The organism is Jutongia hominis (assembly GCF_014384965.1).
Classification (GTDB): Bacteria; Bacillota; Clostridia; order Lachnospirales; family Lachnospiraceae; genus Butyribacter; species Butyribacter hominis.
Map to the genome: position 1 here is coordinate 96,109 of NZ_JACRSW010000008.1, position 16,893 is coordinate 113,001.

Consider the following 16,893-nt stretch of genomic DNA (forward strand, 5'->3'; position numbering starts at 1 on the left):
CAGAGCATAGTTGTCCTTCTTTGCGGAATTTTGCAGGAATCTGGTGTTGGAATGTATTCGGAGTTTGCCGGATTTTCCAGATAGGTAATATTACTGGATAGATAATATTATATTACATATATAAATGTTATTGGTGATGCTTAAAAGTATTATATATATGATATGCAAAAAACAGGCAAACATTGTTGTGTTGTCTGGGATATGTGATATGCTGTCAGGAATATGCTATCGGTGATATACTGTCAGGAATATGCTATCGGCGCTATGCTGTCGGTGATATATTATTGGGTGAAACTCTATTTTACAGATATATGTAACTTACCAACTGTTCCATAAAGTCAGAAAAATCAAGGCTTTTGTTGAACATATACTAAAAAGAATAGAGAATAAAACAGAGGGATCAGTTAGTGATGGTTATCACTTGATGGAACGATGGACGGATAGATTTATAAATATATATTTAGTTTTTAGTCAAATAATTTTTAATTAATAGGGGATTATGGGTTCACTGTATAATTGGTACTAAGATTAATTGATACAATTTGCAGTGGATTTGCTGTGTGTTTTGTGCTGAATCCACATCTGTATAATCAGGAATAGACATACACCAACAGCAGCCCCTGTACTGTCAAGCAGTACATCTGCTACTCTTCCACTTCTTCCCGGCACAAAAAGCTGATGAAACTCATCTGTCATTGCATAGAAAGCACTTCCTATCCATGCAGCCAGATACAGTTTTTTATGTTCCTGTACTTTATTTCCCTGCTTTTTTCTTTCCTTTGCATTTGTAATAAATGATCCTGTGATCAAAAATCCAAGCAATGCATATTCCATCGCGTGAGCTGATTTGCGAATCGGAAAATCTACTTTTTGCGCAAAAGCAAGCTGTCTTGTACTGTTCCATTGGTCAAATCCCGGCACAAAAACTTCACCGATCTTCATGCCGATATAGTGACTGTCACCGGTAGAAGTCACACCATTTCTTGCTGAAAAACAAAAGATTGTAATCATCCAGATGATCGTCAATATAATATATATTTTTCTTTTCATTTTACTGAGCCATTTCTTTTTTATTAAGATGCTAAATGGTCATTTTCCTTTTTCTTAAATAATCAAATGACCTTCCTCACAATATAGTTTTTTCTATTACAACATTCTGACAAAATAGTATCACTGATAGATATTATGAATAAACTTTTGTATCATTGCTACTTTAAATTTCCCGATGTGTTTTACGTACATATTCTAAAAAGCCGGTACAGCCTTCTACCACATCATCATACGTTGCATCAAAGTTTCCGGTGTACCACGGATCTGCAATTTCCTGCCCTGCACGTTTTGTATAATCTAAAAGCAATGCCATTTTTCCTTCCGGATCGCCACCTACGATCCGAAGCATGTTTTTCATATTCCAATGATCCATTCCAATCAGATAATCAAATTCTTCATAATCACTTCGTCGCAACTGACTCGCACGATGGGCAAGCACCGGAACGCCTACTTCGCGCAGCTTTTGAACGGTACCGTAGTGTGGACCATTGCCAATCTCTTCGGTACTGGTCGCTTTGGAATCGACCAGAAATTTGTCCGCTAAGTTCTGACGGTTGATCATGTCCTGGAAAACGAATTGTGCCATGGTGGAACGGCAGATATTACCGTGGCAGATGAATAATACTTTTATCATAGTTTTGTTTCTCCTTCTTTTGCCCCGGAATGCCCTGTTTTGCAAGGGATTTCGGGGATTTGTGAAATGTGTGTATTGGCTGACATCTTGGCAAAATAGGGCAAGATGAAGCAAGTTGTTGTGGGCTGTTAGTAGTAAAGTTGGTAGTAAAACGGGATTTGGTTACTACTAAGCAATTTCTATCTTTCCTTTAATCACATCCGGCGAATGCTTTGATGTCATTTCATAATCAATACTCTCTGGAACATCATAAAAAATAAGAACAGACGGAAATGCCATTCGGGTATTGTGTTTCAAATAGTTAAGATGAAAAGTCAAAACATCACAATCCTCTTTTTCAAACAATTCATAACAGAATAATTGATTAATCTCATCCATATATTTCGTCTTGCTTGATTCATACTCTTCTCGAGCTGATGGCGGATTTAATGGATTGGTAAATGTATACTCAAATCTTGTTGGCATTGCTGAATATCCACAATACGAATCTATTTCATCTGTTGCTTTAATTAGAAATGCAGATTTCATAAACTGCATTTCTAATAATGTATCAATAATATTAATTCCCGGTATCGGCAATTTCTTTTTGTTGACAATTTTACCTTTTGGAACAATTAACTTAATATCAATATCTTCGTCATATGTTGTACCATCATTTGAAACAATAAACTCAACCATTTTATAACTGTCTAAATCCCCCAAATACTGCCTGTATTCGTTCAATTCTTTTATCTTCCAATATATATCACGAATTTCTTTATAATGAATCTTCTCATCATCCTCACCACTTAAAGAAGAACCACCACCAAGCATAGGATTCACTAATGACTGTGATATTTTCAAATTACCCACATTCCAAAAGTCCTCTTCTATTATTACGTCAAATCGATTGCAAAAAGCTATAATAACTTGCTTCCATTCCTCGGGAATATATGCATTTGTCGTAAGTTCTTTTAAAAAATCAACATTTTTAAATGCTTCTTGAAGTCGGATAAAATTTTCATCATGCGTCTCTGCCACTTCTTGTTTTGGCTTTATCTCGTCAGCCTTTCTTTTCTCTAATTTGTTACCCTTTTCTCTCTCAATTTTTGTTAAAATTTTTTCTTCCAAAGTTTTAATAAATTTACTATCTGTATATGACGTACAAAATATATCCGCCTTATTATCAGCTATATGATTAATTCCATGAATGGATAGTAAGGGGCTTTTTGTTTCTTTTATATTCATTGTTTTTTCACCAACAATTATTGGCAGAAAATGAAGTGATAAATGATTCGTAAATAATTTTCTTAACTCTTCAACATCCTTTACAACAAAATAAATTCCCTTATCTTTGTACTTTTCCCTAAATCCTTGCACTTTTTTGTATTGCTCTAAATCCACCCCAGACATAGGGATAGGCTCATCAACAAAATACATAAATACTTGTTTGTTTGCAGATAACATTTCTTCTATCTCTTCTTCTGTTCCAGATCCATACTTATCTGTTGGGGTTCCAAATCTAGTCCAAAAAATTGCAACCGCAGCATCACAATCTCTGACAAATTGTTGATTTAGCAACTCTTGTGGCTTATCTCCTGACTGAGCATAACTATCTGTTGACCAGTGTCTACCTACAATTTCTGCGTTATTAATTCTACCAATTACAGTATTAAATCCCTCTAAACATTCTTTAACAACTTCAATGTATTTTTCTACATCTCCTGGACATGATATTAATAAATCATATGCTGTAATACCCGCTCTTGGCATACACAATCCCTCCAATATAAAATTATTCCAAGATATATTATATCGTCATTTTCACTTCTTTTCCATAGAAAAAACGCCCTAGCCAAACCAGAGCGTCATCCCTCTTCTATATTAAACCACCTTAAACATCTTCTGCGACATCGGTTTCTCTTTCTTCTGCTCAACCCCCGTCTGTGCCTTCCTAAACTCTTCCATCCGCTTCAATTCTTCCTCAGCATCATCAAACCCGATATGCGTGTACACATTCATAGTAACGCTAATATCCGAATGCCCCATAAGGTACTGTAACGTCTTTGGATTCATTCCCGATTTTGCCATGTTGGAACAGTAGGTGTGCCTGCATACACGGGGAGTAATGTTTGGCATCTGCACCCGGTAGATATCATTGTACCTTCCAACCATATGATTGAATCGATGCTGCCAGTGCATTGCCACAAGTGGCATTCCATTATCATCATAAAATAGGAATCCGCTATAGCCGTCTATAGCTTTCTCCACTTTCGGTGCATTTCTGTCCTCGATGATTGCCTGAAACATCTGTACCACATCCTCTGTGATTGGCAATACTCTTGTTCCGGCATCCGTCTTTGTAGTTTCTATGATTTACCGCATATCTGATGTTCGCTGCAACTGGTGGTCAATATTTACAGTTCTGTTCTCAAGATCAATGTCCTTCAGCGTCAAACCACAAAATTCTAATATTCTCATTCCCGTATGAAAGAGTATGTACACCACTTCATAATATTTACAGTACACCACATCGTCATGCACAAACTTTAAGAACTTTCTCATCTAATCTTTTGTGATTGCCTCTCTTGTAACTGCATCATTTACCAATACTCCGGCAAGTTAAAATCCAAATGGATCCTTTACCAGAATGTCATCATCCACCGCCATCTGAAAGGCTGGTCGCAACACTCCCCTGATGGTATGAATGGAACTGTAGCTTTTTCCATCTTCCTGCTGTAATTTGATAAGGAACAGCTTTGCATCGGATGTTTTCACACTTCGTATCGTCTTTTTACCGAATGTTTCCTTTGCAAGTAATCTCTGTACTGTAACATATCCCTGTTTTGTGCTTTGCCTTACTCCGGTCTTTGTTTTCAAATATCGGTCTACCAGTTCACATACTGTCATCTGTCCGTCCACGATATTTACAAGCAAATCCAAATCTGTGTTTACCTGTTTTTCCAATTCACGAAGGGAAAGGCATGGTTTCTTGCCCTTTGAAAGTTTGTCCGTAGGCTCCAGTTTCCAACTGTATACAAAGTGTGGTTTCCCATCAATGTGATATTTATATTGATATTTTCCATCTGCTCTTACACTCTCTCCCGGTCTTAATACTCTACGCTTGGAATCTCGCCTTGTCTGTCCTCTTCCTGCCTTTGCCATTATACCCGCCTCCTTAGTTCTGGATGGTTATGCAGATACCTTTCAAAGGCTACACGAAGAATCAGCTTGCGTTCTCCGTAGTATGCCAGAAACTCTTCTCCATCCGTATTATTCAATAAATCATAAAATTTTCTCCGGCTCAAAACAAAATATTCAATTGTCTCAGAAGGATTTAAAATATCCTTTTCTGCTAAACTTGGTCTTGCCATAAAATCACATTCCTTTCTGCCCAAAATGGCCATTTTTCAAGGATTTTCGGGGTCATCCTATGTACACAGCCGCCCTTGCTGTAAACATATTTATTTAGCTAATGCAATCCACCCCTACTATTCTTCTAATTCAGTTTGAACTAGCATAAATATTGTGACTGGTCACTTATCCAATATTACTAGTATGGGGTCTATCAACTTCACATAAAAATAACTGTGGAAAATCCAAAAACTTTCCACAGTTTTGTGTTTAGAACCGAACCTCTACACGCAGTTTCCTGCAGGTTTTCTACAACGCAACTGTTAAGAAATCATGCTTTCTGATGTTATTCACGTTAAACAAAAACTAATAACAAATATACCTTAACAATGAACACGAACCTCCTGGATCAACTATCAATCTCATGAAGCCTTGTACGGATATTTCATTTAGATGTCTACTTCAAACTGTACCGTTTGATTATATTTATCAAGTGCCATTTGCATTTCCATAATCGACTTAGACACAAGTTCATACTCGTTTTTAACTAGTTCCAAATCGTAATTAATGTATCTATACTCAGGAACCGAATTACGGGACATATAAGAACGTTGTTCTTCTCTGGATTTAGGCAATCGTTTACGCATTACGTCTAATACCGTTTTTCTTCTATTCAGCTGTGCCATCTTAATAAGAATGCTATCTATACTCATTGTTACATCACCTACTAGAACCTTTGCGCTTGCATTAGTTACATTAAGTTCATGCTTTATAATAGCAATCTTCTCATCTAGCGCAGCAATTGTCGTTGCGACCTCGACATAATCATAATCAGGAACAACTGGCTCCTCATTAATTGCCGCAACATATGTGCAGGCCTCTTCCTCCTTGTTCAGCCAGAAAGCCTTATCCTCTTCCAAACTCTTAAGCATTTTATTTGCATATGCTGATGTCATTGTTTGCATATCTTTTCTCCTCTCTACTTTTCCTGATTTCTCCTGTTCTGATATCAGCATAAAGCCTTCCGCTAAGTTTGTCATTGTACTAACAGTTTAAAGGAAAATCCCCATAAACGAACAATATCCCCGTCAATGACGAGGATATCTTCTATGCTGGTGTGCAGTAATCTGCTTAAGATTACAAAATTGTCTAAGCTCGGTAATGATCTACCTGAAATCCATTTGTAGACTGCTTGTGGATTTTCAAATCCCATAGCATTCTGCACGTCTTTCACGGTATAACCATTTTCCACGAGCAGTTTCTTAATCTGTCTTCCTGTTTCTTTTTGCAGGATCTGCAAATACATTGGTTCCATCTCTTTGTACCTCCGTAATTTTCTTCCATCCCGAATCACAAGTTTACCTGTAGATGATTAGTATAACAGATTCTATTACTAATTGCATTAAACTTTTGGTTTAAGATTTACTAATAACTCAATCCCACAGGTCATAGAAATATTGTTTAAGCATATCTATAGCTTCATCCTTACACTTTCTTCTATATTCTTCCAAACGCTTTTCTTCTTCGCGATATTTATCGGAAATCTCTTTATACTCAGGCAACTCATCCATAAAATGAATTGTTCCTCCGCCACCGCGCTTCCTATTTTCCTCTAATTCTTTCTCAGTTTGAAGTTTATTTCCAAATAATCCAAATCGTTCCGTAAATTCATCCATTGCTTTGGAATGCGCTTCATCAAATGGATTCTTTTGTGAGCATGTATCTTCCTCCGCTTCTCGCCATAAAAATATCATTTTGTCTAGAATGCAATTCCACTCCTCATGGCAGGTATCATTTACAAGAATTCCATTTTCATTGGTATAGTTTTCTCCCAAATATCCTGGTGAACCCATTCTTGTATCTTTCAGTGTTTGCAGCATATCCGGAATAAGCGTCTGAAGAAAAGAAAACATCTCCCAAACATCACAATCACAATAGCCCCTTGTAATACGCTGTTTACTCCACTTTACGCATTTAAAAAAATGTTTTATTTTTGCCAAGATTTTGCTTTTCTTTCCGAGACCTGACATAGCAAAATCATATTTATTCCATATATTCATTGGATTTCTTACTTCATAGCTTTTGCTTCTTCTCATTCCAATCCATCACTTTCTATTTTTCAAAGCTTATTGATAATCTAGTTTTCTATGTAGAATCTGACGGTTGCTCATCTTCAAACCAATTGTAGCCTTTGCTTAACCTATAAAATTTATCAACACTATATGCCCCACCAATTACAATTGTTTTCATGCCCGCTATATCATATATTTCTCCATCCTTTGCAAAGAGAATATTTGGATATGCTTCTTCAACCCATACTTTTCCGCCATTCCACTCCTGCAGCTTGTATTCTACAATAGTTGTTGGTCTTCGCTCATGATTTCCGTGAATACAGAATAACGTAATCGGTAGATTTGCTACCTCTTGCCATTTCTTAATTCCTCCCTAAATCATCCCTAACTTAAAATGGAGCCATAGCTTACGCCATGACTCCACCATTAAATATTTGCCCACATTGCAGCCATGTGGATATTCCTCAGTCAACTGGCTTAACACTTTAACCATCTTCATGGATTTCAGCATATCTCTATGCCTAAATCAATGTTTTTATTTTACCTAAAACAATTCAATCATTTAAAAGTTTACAATTCACAATTAAATGTTCAAATAAGACACAAAACCGTTAAAATTGGAGATGATTATCAGTCATCGCTGTTAAACCAATGTTTTCAAAGATAGGATTCGAACCTACAACTTCACGATTACAAATCATGTGCGCTACCCATTGCGCCACTTTGTATATTGGTAACCCAATTTTCGCTGAATTGGTATACTTATCTTGTAACGTAACCCTGTTACGGGAAGCCAGATTTAGGATTTTCGCAATGCAGGCAAATACTTTATGCTATTTCAATCAAAGTAGTCGCATTAGACACTTTAATCTGAGTATCTAATTCCTTTAAAAGTGTATTGTTCTTTTCCTCCAGGCTCTCTATCTTTTTCTTGATATCAAGCGGATCCACAAGTTCTGTTGTGTTTTCCTTCACATATGCATCCACGACTCCAAGAGGCTTATCGTCTTTTGTTTTACTGTCTTTTCCGAGAATGCTAAGGCGCATGCTCTCAGCAGTATTCTGAAGCTGACTGTTCTTAAGATCACATGTGCGCACACGCTCGTTATACTCATCCTGCATTTTAGACTTAAGGATTCCTTCAAAATCAGCTTCTCCATCGTATGTTCCTAGTCCACGAAGTCTGCTTCGAAGCGAAATAGCTCCAGCAACTGTGAATTTTCCATATGATGTTGTGATTTCTGTTTCAGCATTGGATGCAACAATAGCTGCATCAATTTTCTGGAATCGTTCAATCAAATCAACAATCTGCTGATATGCCGACTCCGCTTCTTTCGCATATTCATCCTTGCCAATGCGCTTTGAATATACTTTATCCTCATTTGGCTTTATGGTATCCACAAAACTTGCTTTGTCAATTTTATCTGATATCTTCTTTACTAGTAGGTCTCTTTCGTCAAGAGCCTGTGTTACTAACATCTTTTCGCTCATAAAAAATCCTCCCTTAAAATTATCTCTTAATATAATTCTAAGGGAGGATTCATGTAATGTCATTGAACTTGTAGTTCAAAAATTATGCTGCATTTAATTCTCTCATTTTCTTATAGTAGGTATAAACTCTTCTCTCCTGATCCGTAAGACATGCATCCATTTGACTTTTTGTTCTTCCAGCATTTCCGCAAACAATTGAATCCATAGGAACTTGAAGCATTTTGCTAATTGCATACAGATTATCGACTGTTGGCATACTAACGCCATCCAACCATCGATAAACACTCTGCACACATCCAAACCCTAAATATTCTTGAATATCTTTTGGTTTTACTCCTCTCATATCCATAATTCTTCGAAGATTAACACCTGTTTCTTTTTTATTAATTGTTGGAAACATACTATCGCCTCCTTTGCACTAAATTCTTGTTCTACTCAGTTCTTACACATACTTTCTTCCCCGAAAAAGCAATTCCAAACTTCAAGATTTCCGTAATTCCATCCTCTTTCATTTCAGAATCGTATCGCAACTCACCAATTTGCTTTAATGCTTCATTAGACCATTTTTTAAGCTCAACATCTCTTAATTTTTCTTTCCACTTTAATTCCAAAATAATACCAGGATACCTTTTTTCTCTTGGAATTAAAGAAACATCAAATCTGCCACCTCCAGATTCTCGGTTCGATTTAATCTTATACTGATTATCCATTAATGCTATTAATCCTAGCATCAAACCATGATAAAATCCTTCAGCTCCACCATCGAAGAAGCTAATTGATTTATCCATATATTCCCCAATAACGCTCTGCAACTTCTTGTAATCATTGGCATAAAGACTTTCTGCAATCTTATTTGCTGTAGTCCTTGTAATTGCTCCAGTTTGCAAGAAATGTGACAAGATTTCACTCTTATATACAGCTGCAATCTCTCTATTTGGAATTGATACTTCACATAAATATGAACCATCTGCTTGCAGTTCCTTTTTAGGAGTTTTCAAATAGCCAGCAACCAACAATAAGCTATAAATATTTGCTGGATCCTCCGCAAGCGATCTATACACCACATTTTGATCAATTCTTGCAACTACTCTTTCTCCTTGCAAAAGGTCATATAATCTTTCTGTAATATCATCTGTAGCCACTCTTAGTACATCATCAAGGATTTCATTTTTTCCTGTATTTACCCAATATGCTTGAGGAAGGCATCCCTTGGAAATATAGTTGATTACAGACCATGGATTATATATTTCTTCGCTACCAAACAAATATCCATCGTACCAGTCTTTAAGTTCCTCCTCTTTATCTGATACTCCATAGTAACTGAGCATTGCTTTCACTTCAGATTCTGTAAATCCAAAAAAGCTATCGTATTCTTCATCCATTACGGAGTTCACTGTTAAATTATTTAGACCACTAAAGATACTTTCCTGAGCAATACGCAAAATTCCTGTTAGGAAACCATAGGATAAATTCTTATTATCCTTAAATGCTCCTGAAAAGAAATTTCTCATGAATCCAATAATTTCATCGCAGAAATCCTTAGAGTATCCCTCTTGAATCGGAGTATCATATTCATCAATAATGATTACTGGAGCCTTATCATAATGTGAAGCAAGCATTTTAGATAGTCTTTCTAGCGAAGAAGTAAGCTCCACTTCATTAGCTGCAGCGCTAATAATCTTTGTAAAATACTCCTTCTCATATTGTGAGAGCTTATCACTATTTAGTAGCTCTTGATGTCTTCCATACTCTTCTTGAAGTAGTCCCCTTATTTTATCTATTGTTGCGTCCCAAGTATCAAATTTAACATCCTTAAAAGTTAAGAATATGACTGGATATTTTCCTTGATGTGAACGATACTCTTCTCCACATTGCCAAATATTTTTATCGGCAAAATACTTACTAGTATTCTTATCTGATATTTCAAAGAACACTCTGAGCATATCCATATTCAAGGTCTTTCCGAATCTCCTTGGTCTCGTAAACAAAGATACCAATGGCTTTTGATCCAAGAATTCTTTGATTAATAACGTCTTGTCGACATAGTAATATTCTTCCTGCGCACGAACATAGTCAGAGATGCCGATTGGTAATGATTTAACTTCTGCTTTCGCAACCATATTTTTCTTGATGTATTTTCCATTAGACACTCTTCCATCCATTGGCTTTGGAGAGTCGTCTGGAATTAACCAAGATCCTTTTTCTTTTATTGCACCCTGTATTCTTCCTTTTTGCACATATCATTTACGGAACGTGGAGAAACATTCCACTCTAAAGCCTTTTCTTTACAAGTTTTCATATATATATCAGCTCCTGTCATTCGCAATATTATTCCTCATCTTACGCAAATTATACCTAAGCAAAACGCAAAAAGTCAAATCAATTCGATATTTTGCGTTTAATTATTGCGTTTGCTTAATGTTTTGCGTCTTGTATTTTTCGGCACTTTTATTTTGGTTTTTCAGCCCACAAACTTGTTTGTAGCATATTACTCAGACAAGTTTAACTCCACTGAAAAAGGACCAGCCCAGCTGATCCTCTCACTTAATTATATATTTTGTTCCTCATCAACACCAAAAAGAATTGTTCCACCATTATAATTCGAAAAGGCACTGACTGTTTTCAAAAAAGTATTCGTAATTGTTCCCTGAATTCTAATATTCTTGTCTCACTCATAATAATCAATCCCTTTCCATCCCTAATGATTGTTTTTGCATGTATTATTCTTTTTTGTCCAACTGAATTGTGATAATTATTTTAATTATACCGATTTGATCTTCCAAAAGTGTAAAATAGTTTCAACCGCTGAAACTTTATCTTTTATCTTCCCCCAAAACCTGTCGTGGCAAATAAAAAGCAACACCCCGCTTTCACATAATTCTAATTCTTATTTTTCTCTCAATATGAAATTCTAAAATAATCCAGGTACGCCTTATATCTATTTTGCGCTGTCAAGCAAGTGTCTGTCAGATAACCTTTTTCGTTGTCCCATTCCTTCAATCCACGGTAATAGAACATTTTCAGATTATCCTCGATAATGAACGGAACAATATTGTATTTCAGACACTCCTTAAACATAATCAATCTGCCCACACGCCCATTACCATCCTGGAACGGATGAATCCGCTCAAACTTCACATGGAAGTCCAGAATATCTTCAAAGTTCTTTTCTTCCTTGTTATTATACTCTGACAACAATTTTTTCATTTTATTTGCAACTTCTTCCGGAAGCGCAGTCTCCATACCACCAACTTCATTTGGCAATTTCTTGTAATTACCAACAGCAAACCAATCCTTTCTGGAATCACTTGTGCCATTTTTCAAAATCAGATGCAGCTCCTTAATAATTTTTTCCGTCAATGACAATTTTGCGCGATCAATAATCATATCAATGCACCGGAAATGATTTGCCGTTTCAATCACATCATCTACATTGAGCACTTCTTTTTCTATACCAATGGTATTCGTCTCAAAGATATATCGGGTCTGATCGTGAGTCAACCGACTACCTTCCATATGGTTTGAATTATATGTTAAATCAATTTGTGTCTTATGATAAATACCTCCAGAGTATTTATTTGCCTTCTCATTCTGCAAAATATCCAGCAGAGTTGTCGGCTTTTCTTTCTTCTTATTAGAACGCTCCGGCTTGGGAGCATTTTCCGGAATATTCCACATCTTTCTGGTAAGAAACGCTCCCGGAACACGCCCATTGGCACAATAATTTCTTACACTCCGTTCAGATACATCCCATTTTTTCGCTATTTCAGCAGCTGAAAGGTATCGCATCCACCGTCCTCCTTTCACACGATAAAAAAACATTCTATGAGTTTCTCATTGTCATGATGTCAAAAATCACACTTACCGTGATTAGTATATCACGTTATCGGCAATAAATGCACGTATTTTGTTTTTATTATTATTTTTTGCCGACGTTGAATTAAAAAGTTTATTTTCATTTCTAATCTTCATACAGACTTAAGGGCATACTTCATATTTAATCAATGTATCAAGTTAATTATTGTCTTCCATTTCCTCCCCTAGCCTCTATTTTATAACAAATAATATATCGTTGAAAGATTCCCACATCACTTGTAACTGATTTTTCAAAAACTTCCTTTCCCATGTCCTCCATTGCTTTTTTGAATAGTTCACCATATTCTTTTCCCTCTTCTCCAATTTGAACCGCTCCCATATTTTCAAACAATTTCCGGCTAATGTGATTATCAGATAAGATTTTAACCAGAAATGCTTCTACCGGGAGTATTGACTTTAGCTGGTCAATGAAATTTTTCATAATCCGGCTACCAATCCCCTGTCCCTGATACTCTTTCAGTATCTGAATTCCAAGCTCCGGCATTTCTGAATCCAGGTTCATAACCATAACTTCACCGACATATTTTCCTGTCTTTTTATGTATTATTTTTAATTGCAATTTATTTTTGTCAAATAAAACATCTTGCCATAATTTTATTTTTAACTCTGTATCATTTAATACCGGTGATTGACCAAATGTCTCTTCCCATATTTTATCATATAGTTTTCGGTCCTTTTCTTCATATCTGCACAATAAATATGATTCATCTTCTGTAAACATCATTCCATCCGGGCATGTCTGATCTCTATCTAAGATATTTCTCTTCATATATCCTCTCTCCCTGATTTCCATCGTATCAAAAATATACAACTAGAATATAATACACATAGAAAATAGATTACTTGTCCTTATATTACCATAATCAAAACATATTTTTGCATCAATATTATTTTAATTCATATAATTGAAAGATCTACAAAATTCCAAAGCATTACTAGCCACTAAATCAAGTATATTTATATCCATTTAGTCATCCCTTTTATTGTTGCTAAATCCTTCTTTTGAAATTTTACAAAAAATAATGTTCCAGTCAACTTTTTATTTTTAGCACCCCATCAACATCACATCTTACTACTCCTTTGCATTTTGTCAGATAATCTTACTTATTCATCAAATCAGTATATTCCTTCTCATTTTTTTCACATATCTCATAAACAATCTTCCAGCCTTCTCTCAATAATTCTTGCCGTTTTTTAGCTTTTGCAAATATTTTTTCCTCTATTAATCGATATATCTCCTTTTCATTATACTTCTTAAGCGAATATTTATCACTTTCCTGATCAAATGCTTTTTGAAATTCTTTAATATATTCATTTGAAAAATTTTTTTCATCACCAAGCATTATATTTTTCTTTTCTATTTTATAAAAATACTCGTCCTCTTCTTTCCACAACATGTATTTCAGTCCCATATAAAATGCTGTCCTTTTCTCTTTTTGAACGTTTGCAAATAATGCTTGATATTTTTTTCTACTTTTCTTTTGATTTGGTCTTTCTTTGTAATATAAAAAAAGCACGGTAAAAATCATTACTGTTGCACCTATCATAAGCATAACAGAAATGACTGCAATAATATTATTAACAAAAGACAAAATATCAGCACTCAACTTCAGAGAAATCCATAGAATCAATGGTACAATCAACATTATTACCATTGTTGCCACACAACTGATTATATATTTTTTCTCTTCTTCTCTTTTAATTTTCTCTTTTTCAAGAGCAATCCATTCACTTAATTTATCTCGACTAAAAAAACTTGTATCAAAACCAATCCATATTTCAATGACAACAATTAACCAAACAACCCAATATTGATGTTCACCACATAATATATTTTTGTTCTTTGGTTGTTCTCCCATTATTATTAAATACATTATTATCAGAGATGCACATACAACTGTAAAAAAACATTTTTTTAACCACTTATATCTTTCGATAAAATAATTAAACTCAATCAATTTTATCCACATATCATAAATTAAAGAAGAGATTGCCATTACAAATATGATCAATCCTCCATTTTGAACAAATAAATACACCACTCCCATAATGCTAAGCGGCATACATTTATCTACTTTCGAATTAATAACTATAACATCTGAACCAACCATCAAAAAAATTGTTAAAAAATATATTGCCAGATGAGCGCAAAACCAAGAAGCAGGATTTAATTTGTGTTCTATTATTGTTGGTTTATAATAAATTTTATATCCTAAAAACGCAAACAAACTTGCCACTACTGTTGCACCTAAAATCTCTATAATAATATTCATATCTTCCCTCCTAACTTACTGTAAATCACCCTTTTTATCTCAAGCTTACCTTAGAAAAACACATTACATTTGTAAAGCACTTTTATTTGTTACTCATTATATCTCCTCCTATCTTTACCGTTTTTTCCTCACCTTTTTAATTCTAAAAGTAACTTTTCTTGTTCCTTTATACCTTCCTTTTCCGGTAATCTTAATCTTTGCTTTACCGACTTTTACGTTTTTGCTATATGTAAGCTTGTAATCTGTGTTTTTCCGAAGTTTCTTCCCCTGCAATGTGATCACTACATTTGGTTTTATCTTTTTGCCGGTACATTTTTGTGGCTTTATTTTTTCACTTTGGCATATTTCAGATAGACATACTTTGGATCTGTTTTCCACATGGCATAAACTGCTGTATCTCCTGTTGTTCCATGATCGATACCGATTACTTTCTTTTTATAAGATGTTGTGTACCAGCCGGCAAAAATGTATCCTGTTCTTGAGGGGAGGGGTAAATTATTTCTTCAAAATATCCTTTATTTTATTAAAAATTACTCTACCTCACTTCCAAAATCTACTCATTGGTATAACTGTAGTACTCTTTTTCTTTAACATAAGAGTATATTTTAATCATCCTCCTATTAATTGTGTAATAATTGCCTTTTCTAACTTCTTCTGCTTCGACGACGGCAATTTGTATGATGTTCTGACAATAACTGTTCCAACTATTTTATGTGAACCACTATCGAGACGACTCCCATCAAAGAATGCAAGATAATCATTACGCTTATTTGCATTCTCAATGCTATCATACACTTCAACACTACCGCCACAAGCAGTACCTTTATCAATAATTGTTTTTTCTTGATCAGAAAAGTCACTTTGATCCACCCATTTACAAGAAAAAAATATCTGCGAAGTATATTCACCTGATTTACCAAGATTTCCGTTAGGATCATTATCTTCAGTTACTGCTGATATACCTGTAATTACTTTTACCTTCTTCAAACATTTAATAATATATTGCTCTTTAGGATTGTTTACTAACGCATCCATCTTTTTTTTGCACTCTTCACTCTTGCTTTTTGAATCCTTATAATCTGAAATTGTATTGTATATATCAAGAGCCTTTTTATATTGTCCATTTGTCTGATACTCATTCGCTTTTTTATAATCAGCACTCTTACAACCTGTAAGCACAAAACACATCGATACAATCATTAAACCTAACATCATTGTCTTTTTCATAATACATTCCTCCATTTTCTGTGCATAGATATTTCATCCAGTATATAATTTTCCAGATCTGTAATATCTTTTAGAAACGCAAAATTAATTATTACATTCCGCTCATTTTGTTTCTAATTGAATTTTTATATTTGCAAAATATATCCATATTTTACCTTTTTCAATTTTTTATTCACGGAAAAAAAGTTGCGAAACCATCAAATTTCACAACTTTTTTGTTCTATCAGTCTTTTCTTTATTAATTCAATAAAATGCGTTGGTTCTACAACTTTAATTGTTGGTCCAAAAGAAAGTATCCGAATAACCATCTCCATCTCATCTTCTTTATCATAATAAATCGTCACTAAATATCTATCATCAGAAACTTTTTTTGCACACTTCTTAAAATGTGCAAAATGAAGTAACACCCTCTCAAGAGTATTTCGCTGATCAGTTAGTTCAAAACTGACTTGACATATATTTTCAATCTTATTCTCTTGATAATTTGTCAAAAAAGGCTTTTTATAAAATGTACATTCTGCAATTCGTCCAAGATTAATTGTCGTTTTAAATTTGCTATCGCTACCCACCAGTCGGAACTTATCATCCTTCTCAGAATATTCAAGATATTCCGGTAAAATAACAGAATGCAGCTTTTTACCTTTTTTACTAAAAAAATATACATCCAACGGTATTTTTTTCTGTATTGCCTCCAAAATTAAACGAAAGTTAGCAATATATCCGGCATCAGAATATGGATCTCCATCATCATATTGGTCAAAAATACTAATATCTGATGGAAGAAACAGTGGTTCTACATCAGAAAATTTCATATTCATCTTGTATGATAATTAGGAAGTTAATTATCACACGTTTCCTTTCTTTTAATATCGTGGTTCAATACAATTCAGATACTATGGACTTTTGATGTTTATTCTGTAGCTTGACTACTCAACTG

Annotated in this window: 16 protein-coding genes, 1 tRNA gene and 2 pseudogenes; all 19 read right to left on the reverse strand. The window is 34.7% G+C overall.

Annotated features, from left to right (window positions below; translation table 11 throughout):
• Window positions 1-528 precede the first annotated feature (528 nt).
• The 19 genes and pseudogenes from H8700_RS02295 to H8700_RS02375 all read right to left on the reverse strand — a co-directional run bounded on the left by H8700_RS02295 (window position 529) and on the right by H8700_RS02375 (window position 16,768).
• On the reverse strand, window positions 529-1,050 hold the full coding sequence (locus H8700_RS02295; RefSeq protein WP_249302754.1) for a VanZ family protein: 522 nt from the start codon (window positions 1,048-1,050) through the stop codon (window positions 529-531).
• Window positions 1,051-1,213: 163 nt separating this feature from the next.
• Window positions 1,214-1,684, reverse strand: coding sequence for a low molecular weight protein-tyrosine-phosphatase (locus tag H8700_RS02300; RefSeq protein WP_249302758.1), 471 nt, complete (start codon window positions 1,682-1,684; stop codon window positions 1,214-1,216).
• Window positions 1,685-1,852: 168 nt separating this feature from the next.
• The gene (locus tag H8700_RS02305) at window positions 1,853-3,436 is read right to left on the reverse strand and encodes a DUF4062 domain-containing protein (RefSeq protein WP_249302760.1); all 1,584 of its coding nucleotides are present in this window, start codon (window positions 3,434-3,436) and stop codon (window positions 1,853-1,855) included.
• Window positions 3,437-3,547: 111 nt separating this feature from the next.
• A pseudogene (locus H8700_RS12375) lies at window positions 3,548-4,828 on the reverse strand (tyrosine-type recombinase/integrase).
• Entirely contained in the window at window positions 4,828-5,037 is a 210-nt protein-coding gene (locus tag H8700_RS02315) for a MerR family transcriptional regulator (RefSeq protein ID WP_249302763.1), read from the reverse strand. The pseudogene H8700_RS12375 and the gene H8700_RS02315 overlap by 1 nt, the downstream one beginning before the upstream one ends.
• 429 nt (window positions 5,038-5,466) lie before the next feature.
• Window positions 5,467-6,033, reverse strand: coding sequence for a hypothetical protein (locus tag H8700_RS02320; RefSeq protein WP_249302765.1), 567 nt, complete (start codon window positions 6,031-6,033; stop codon window positions 5,467-5,469).
• 20 nt (window positions 6,034-6,053) lie between these two features.
• Entirely contained in the window at window positions 6,054-6,332 is a 279-nt protein-coding gene (locus tag H8700_RS02325; protein WP_249302767.1) for a helix-turn-helix domain-containing protein, read from the reverse strand.
• Between the two features lie 118 nt (window positions 6,333-6,450).
• Window positions 6,451-7,077: a hypothetical protein gene (locus H8700_RS02330; RefSeq protein WP_249302769.1), complete on the reverse strand. Its 627-nt coding sequence runs from the start codon at window positions 7,075-7,077 to the stop codon at window positions 6,451-6,453.
• Between the two features lie 667 nt (window positions 7,078-7,744).
• Window positions 7,745-7,817, reverse strand: a tRNA-Thr gene (locus H8700_RS02335).
• 100 nt (window positions 7,818-7,917) lie between these two features.
• On the reverse strand, window positions 7,918-8,580 hold the full coding sequence (locus tag H8700_RS02340) for a hypothetical protein (protein WP_118004304.1): 663 nt from the start codon (window positions 8,578-8,580) through the stop codon (window positions 7,918-7,920).
• An 82-nt stretch (window positions 8,581-8,662) separates the two neighbouring features.
• On the reverse strand, window positions 8,663-8,980 hold the full coding sequence (locus tag H8700_RS02345; protein ID WP_055274060.1) for a helix-turn-helix transcriptional regulator: 318 nt from the start codon (window positions 8,978-8,980) through the stop codon (window positions 8,663-8,665).
• A 31-nt stretch (window positions 8,981-9,011) separates the two neighbouring features.
• Window positions 9,012-10,730 (reverse strand): AAA family ATPase, encoded by a 1,719-nt coding sequence (locus tag H8700_RS02350; protein ID WP_330606269.1) that lies wholly within the window; start codon window positions 10,728-10,730, stop codon window positions 9,012-9,014.
• A gap of 398 nt (window positions 10,731-11,128) precedes the next feature.
• A complete protein-coding gene (locus tag H8700_RS12605; protein WP_442905247.1) occupies window positions 11,129-11,206 on the reverse strand; it encodes an AlbA family DNA-binding domain-containing protein in 78 nt (25 codons plus the stop codon).
• 272 nt (window positions 11,207-11,478) lie between these two features.
• Entirely contained in the window at window positions 11,479-12,369 is an 891-nt protein-coding gene (locus H8700_RS02355) for a Fic family protein (RefSeq protein ID WP_249302771.1), read from the reverse strand.
• A 229-nt stretch (window positions 12,370-12,598) separates the two neighbouring features.
• A complete protein-coding gene (locus H8700_RS02360) occupies window positions 12,599-13,225 on the reverse strand; it encodes a GNAT family N-acetyltransferase (protein ID WP_249302774.1) in 627 nt (208 codons plus the stop codon).
• A 331-nt stretch (window positions 13,226-13,556) separates the two neighbouring features.
• A complete protein-coding gene (locus H8700_RS02365; protein ID WP_249302776.1) occupies window positions 13,557-14,729 on the reverse strand; it encodes a hypothetical protein in 1,173 nt (390 codons plus the stop codon).
• Between the two features lie 323 nt (window positions 14,730-15,052).
• Window positions 15,053-15,211 (reverse strand): annotated as a pseudogene (locus H8700_RS12520) (hypothetical protein); the annotation flags it as partial.
• Between the two features lie 127 nt (window positions 15,212-15,338).
• A complete protein-coding gene (locus H8700_RS02370; protein WP_249302778.1) occupies window positions 15,339-15,956 on the reverse strand; it encodes a hypothetical protein in 618 nt (205 codons plus the stop codon).
• 197 nt (window positions 15,957-16,153) lie between these two features.
• Window positions 16,154-16,768 (reverse strand): WYL domain-containing protein, encoded by a 615-nt coding sequence (locus H8700_RS02375; protein WP_249302780.1) that lies wholly within the window; start codon window positions 16,766-16,768, stop codon window positions 16,154-16,156.
• Between the last annotated feature and the right edge of the window lie 125 nt (window positions 16,769-16,893).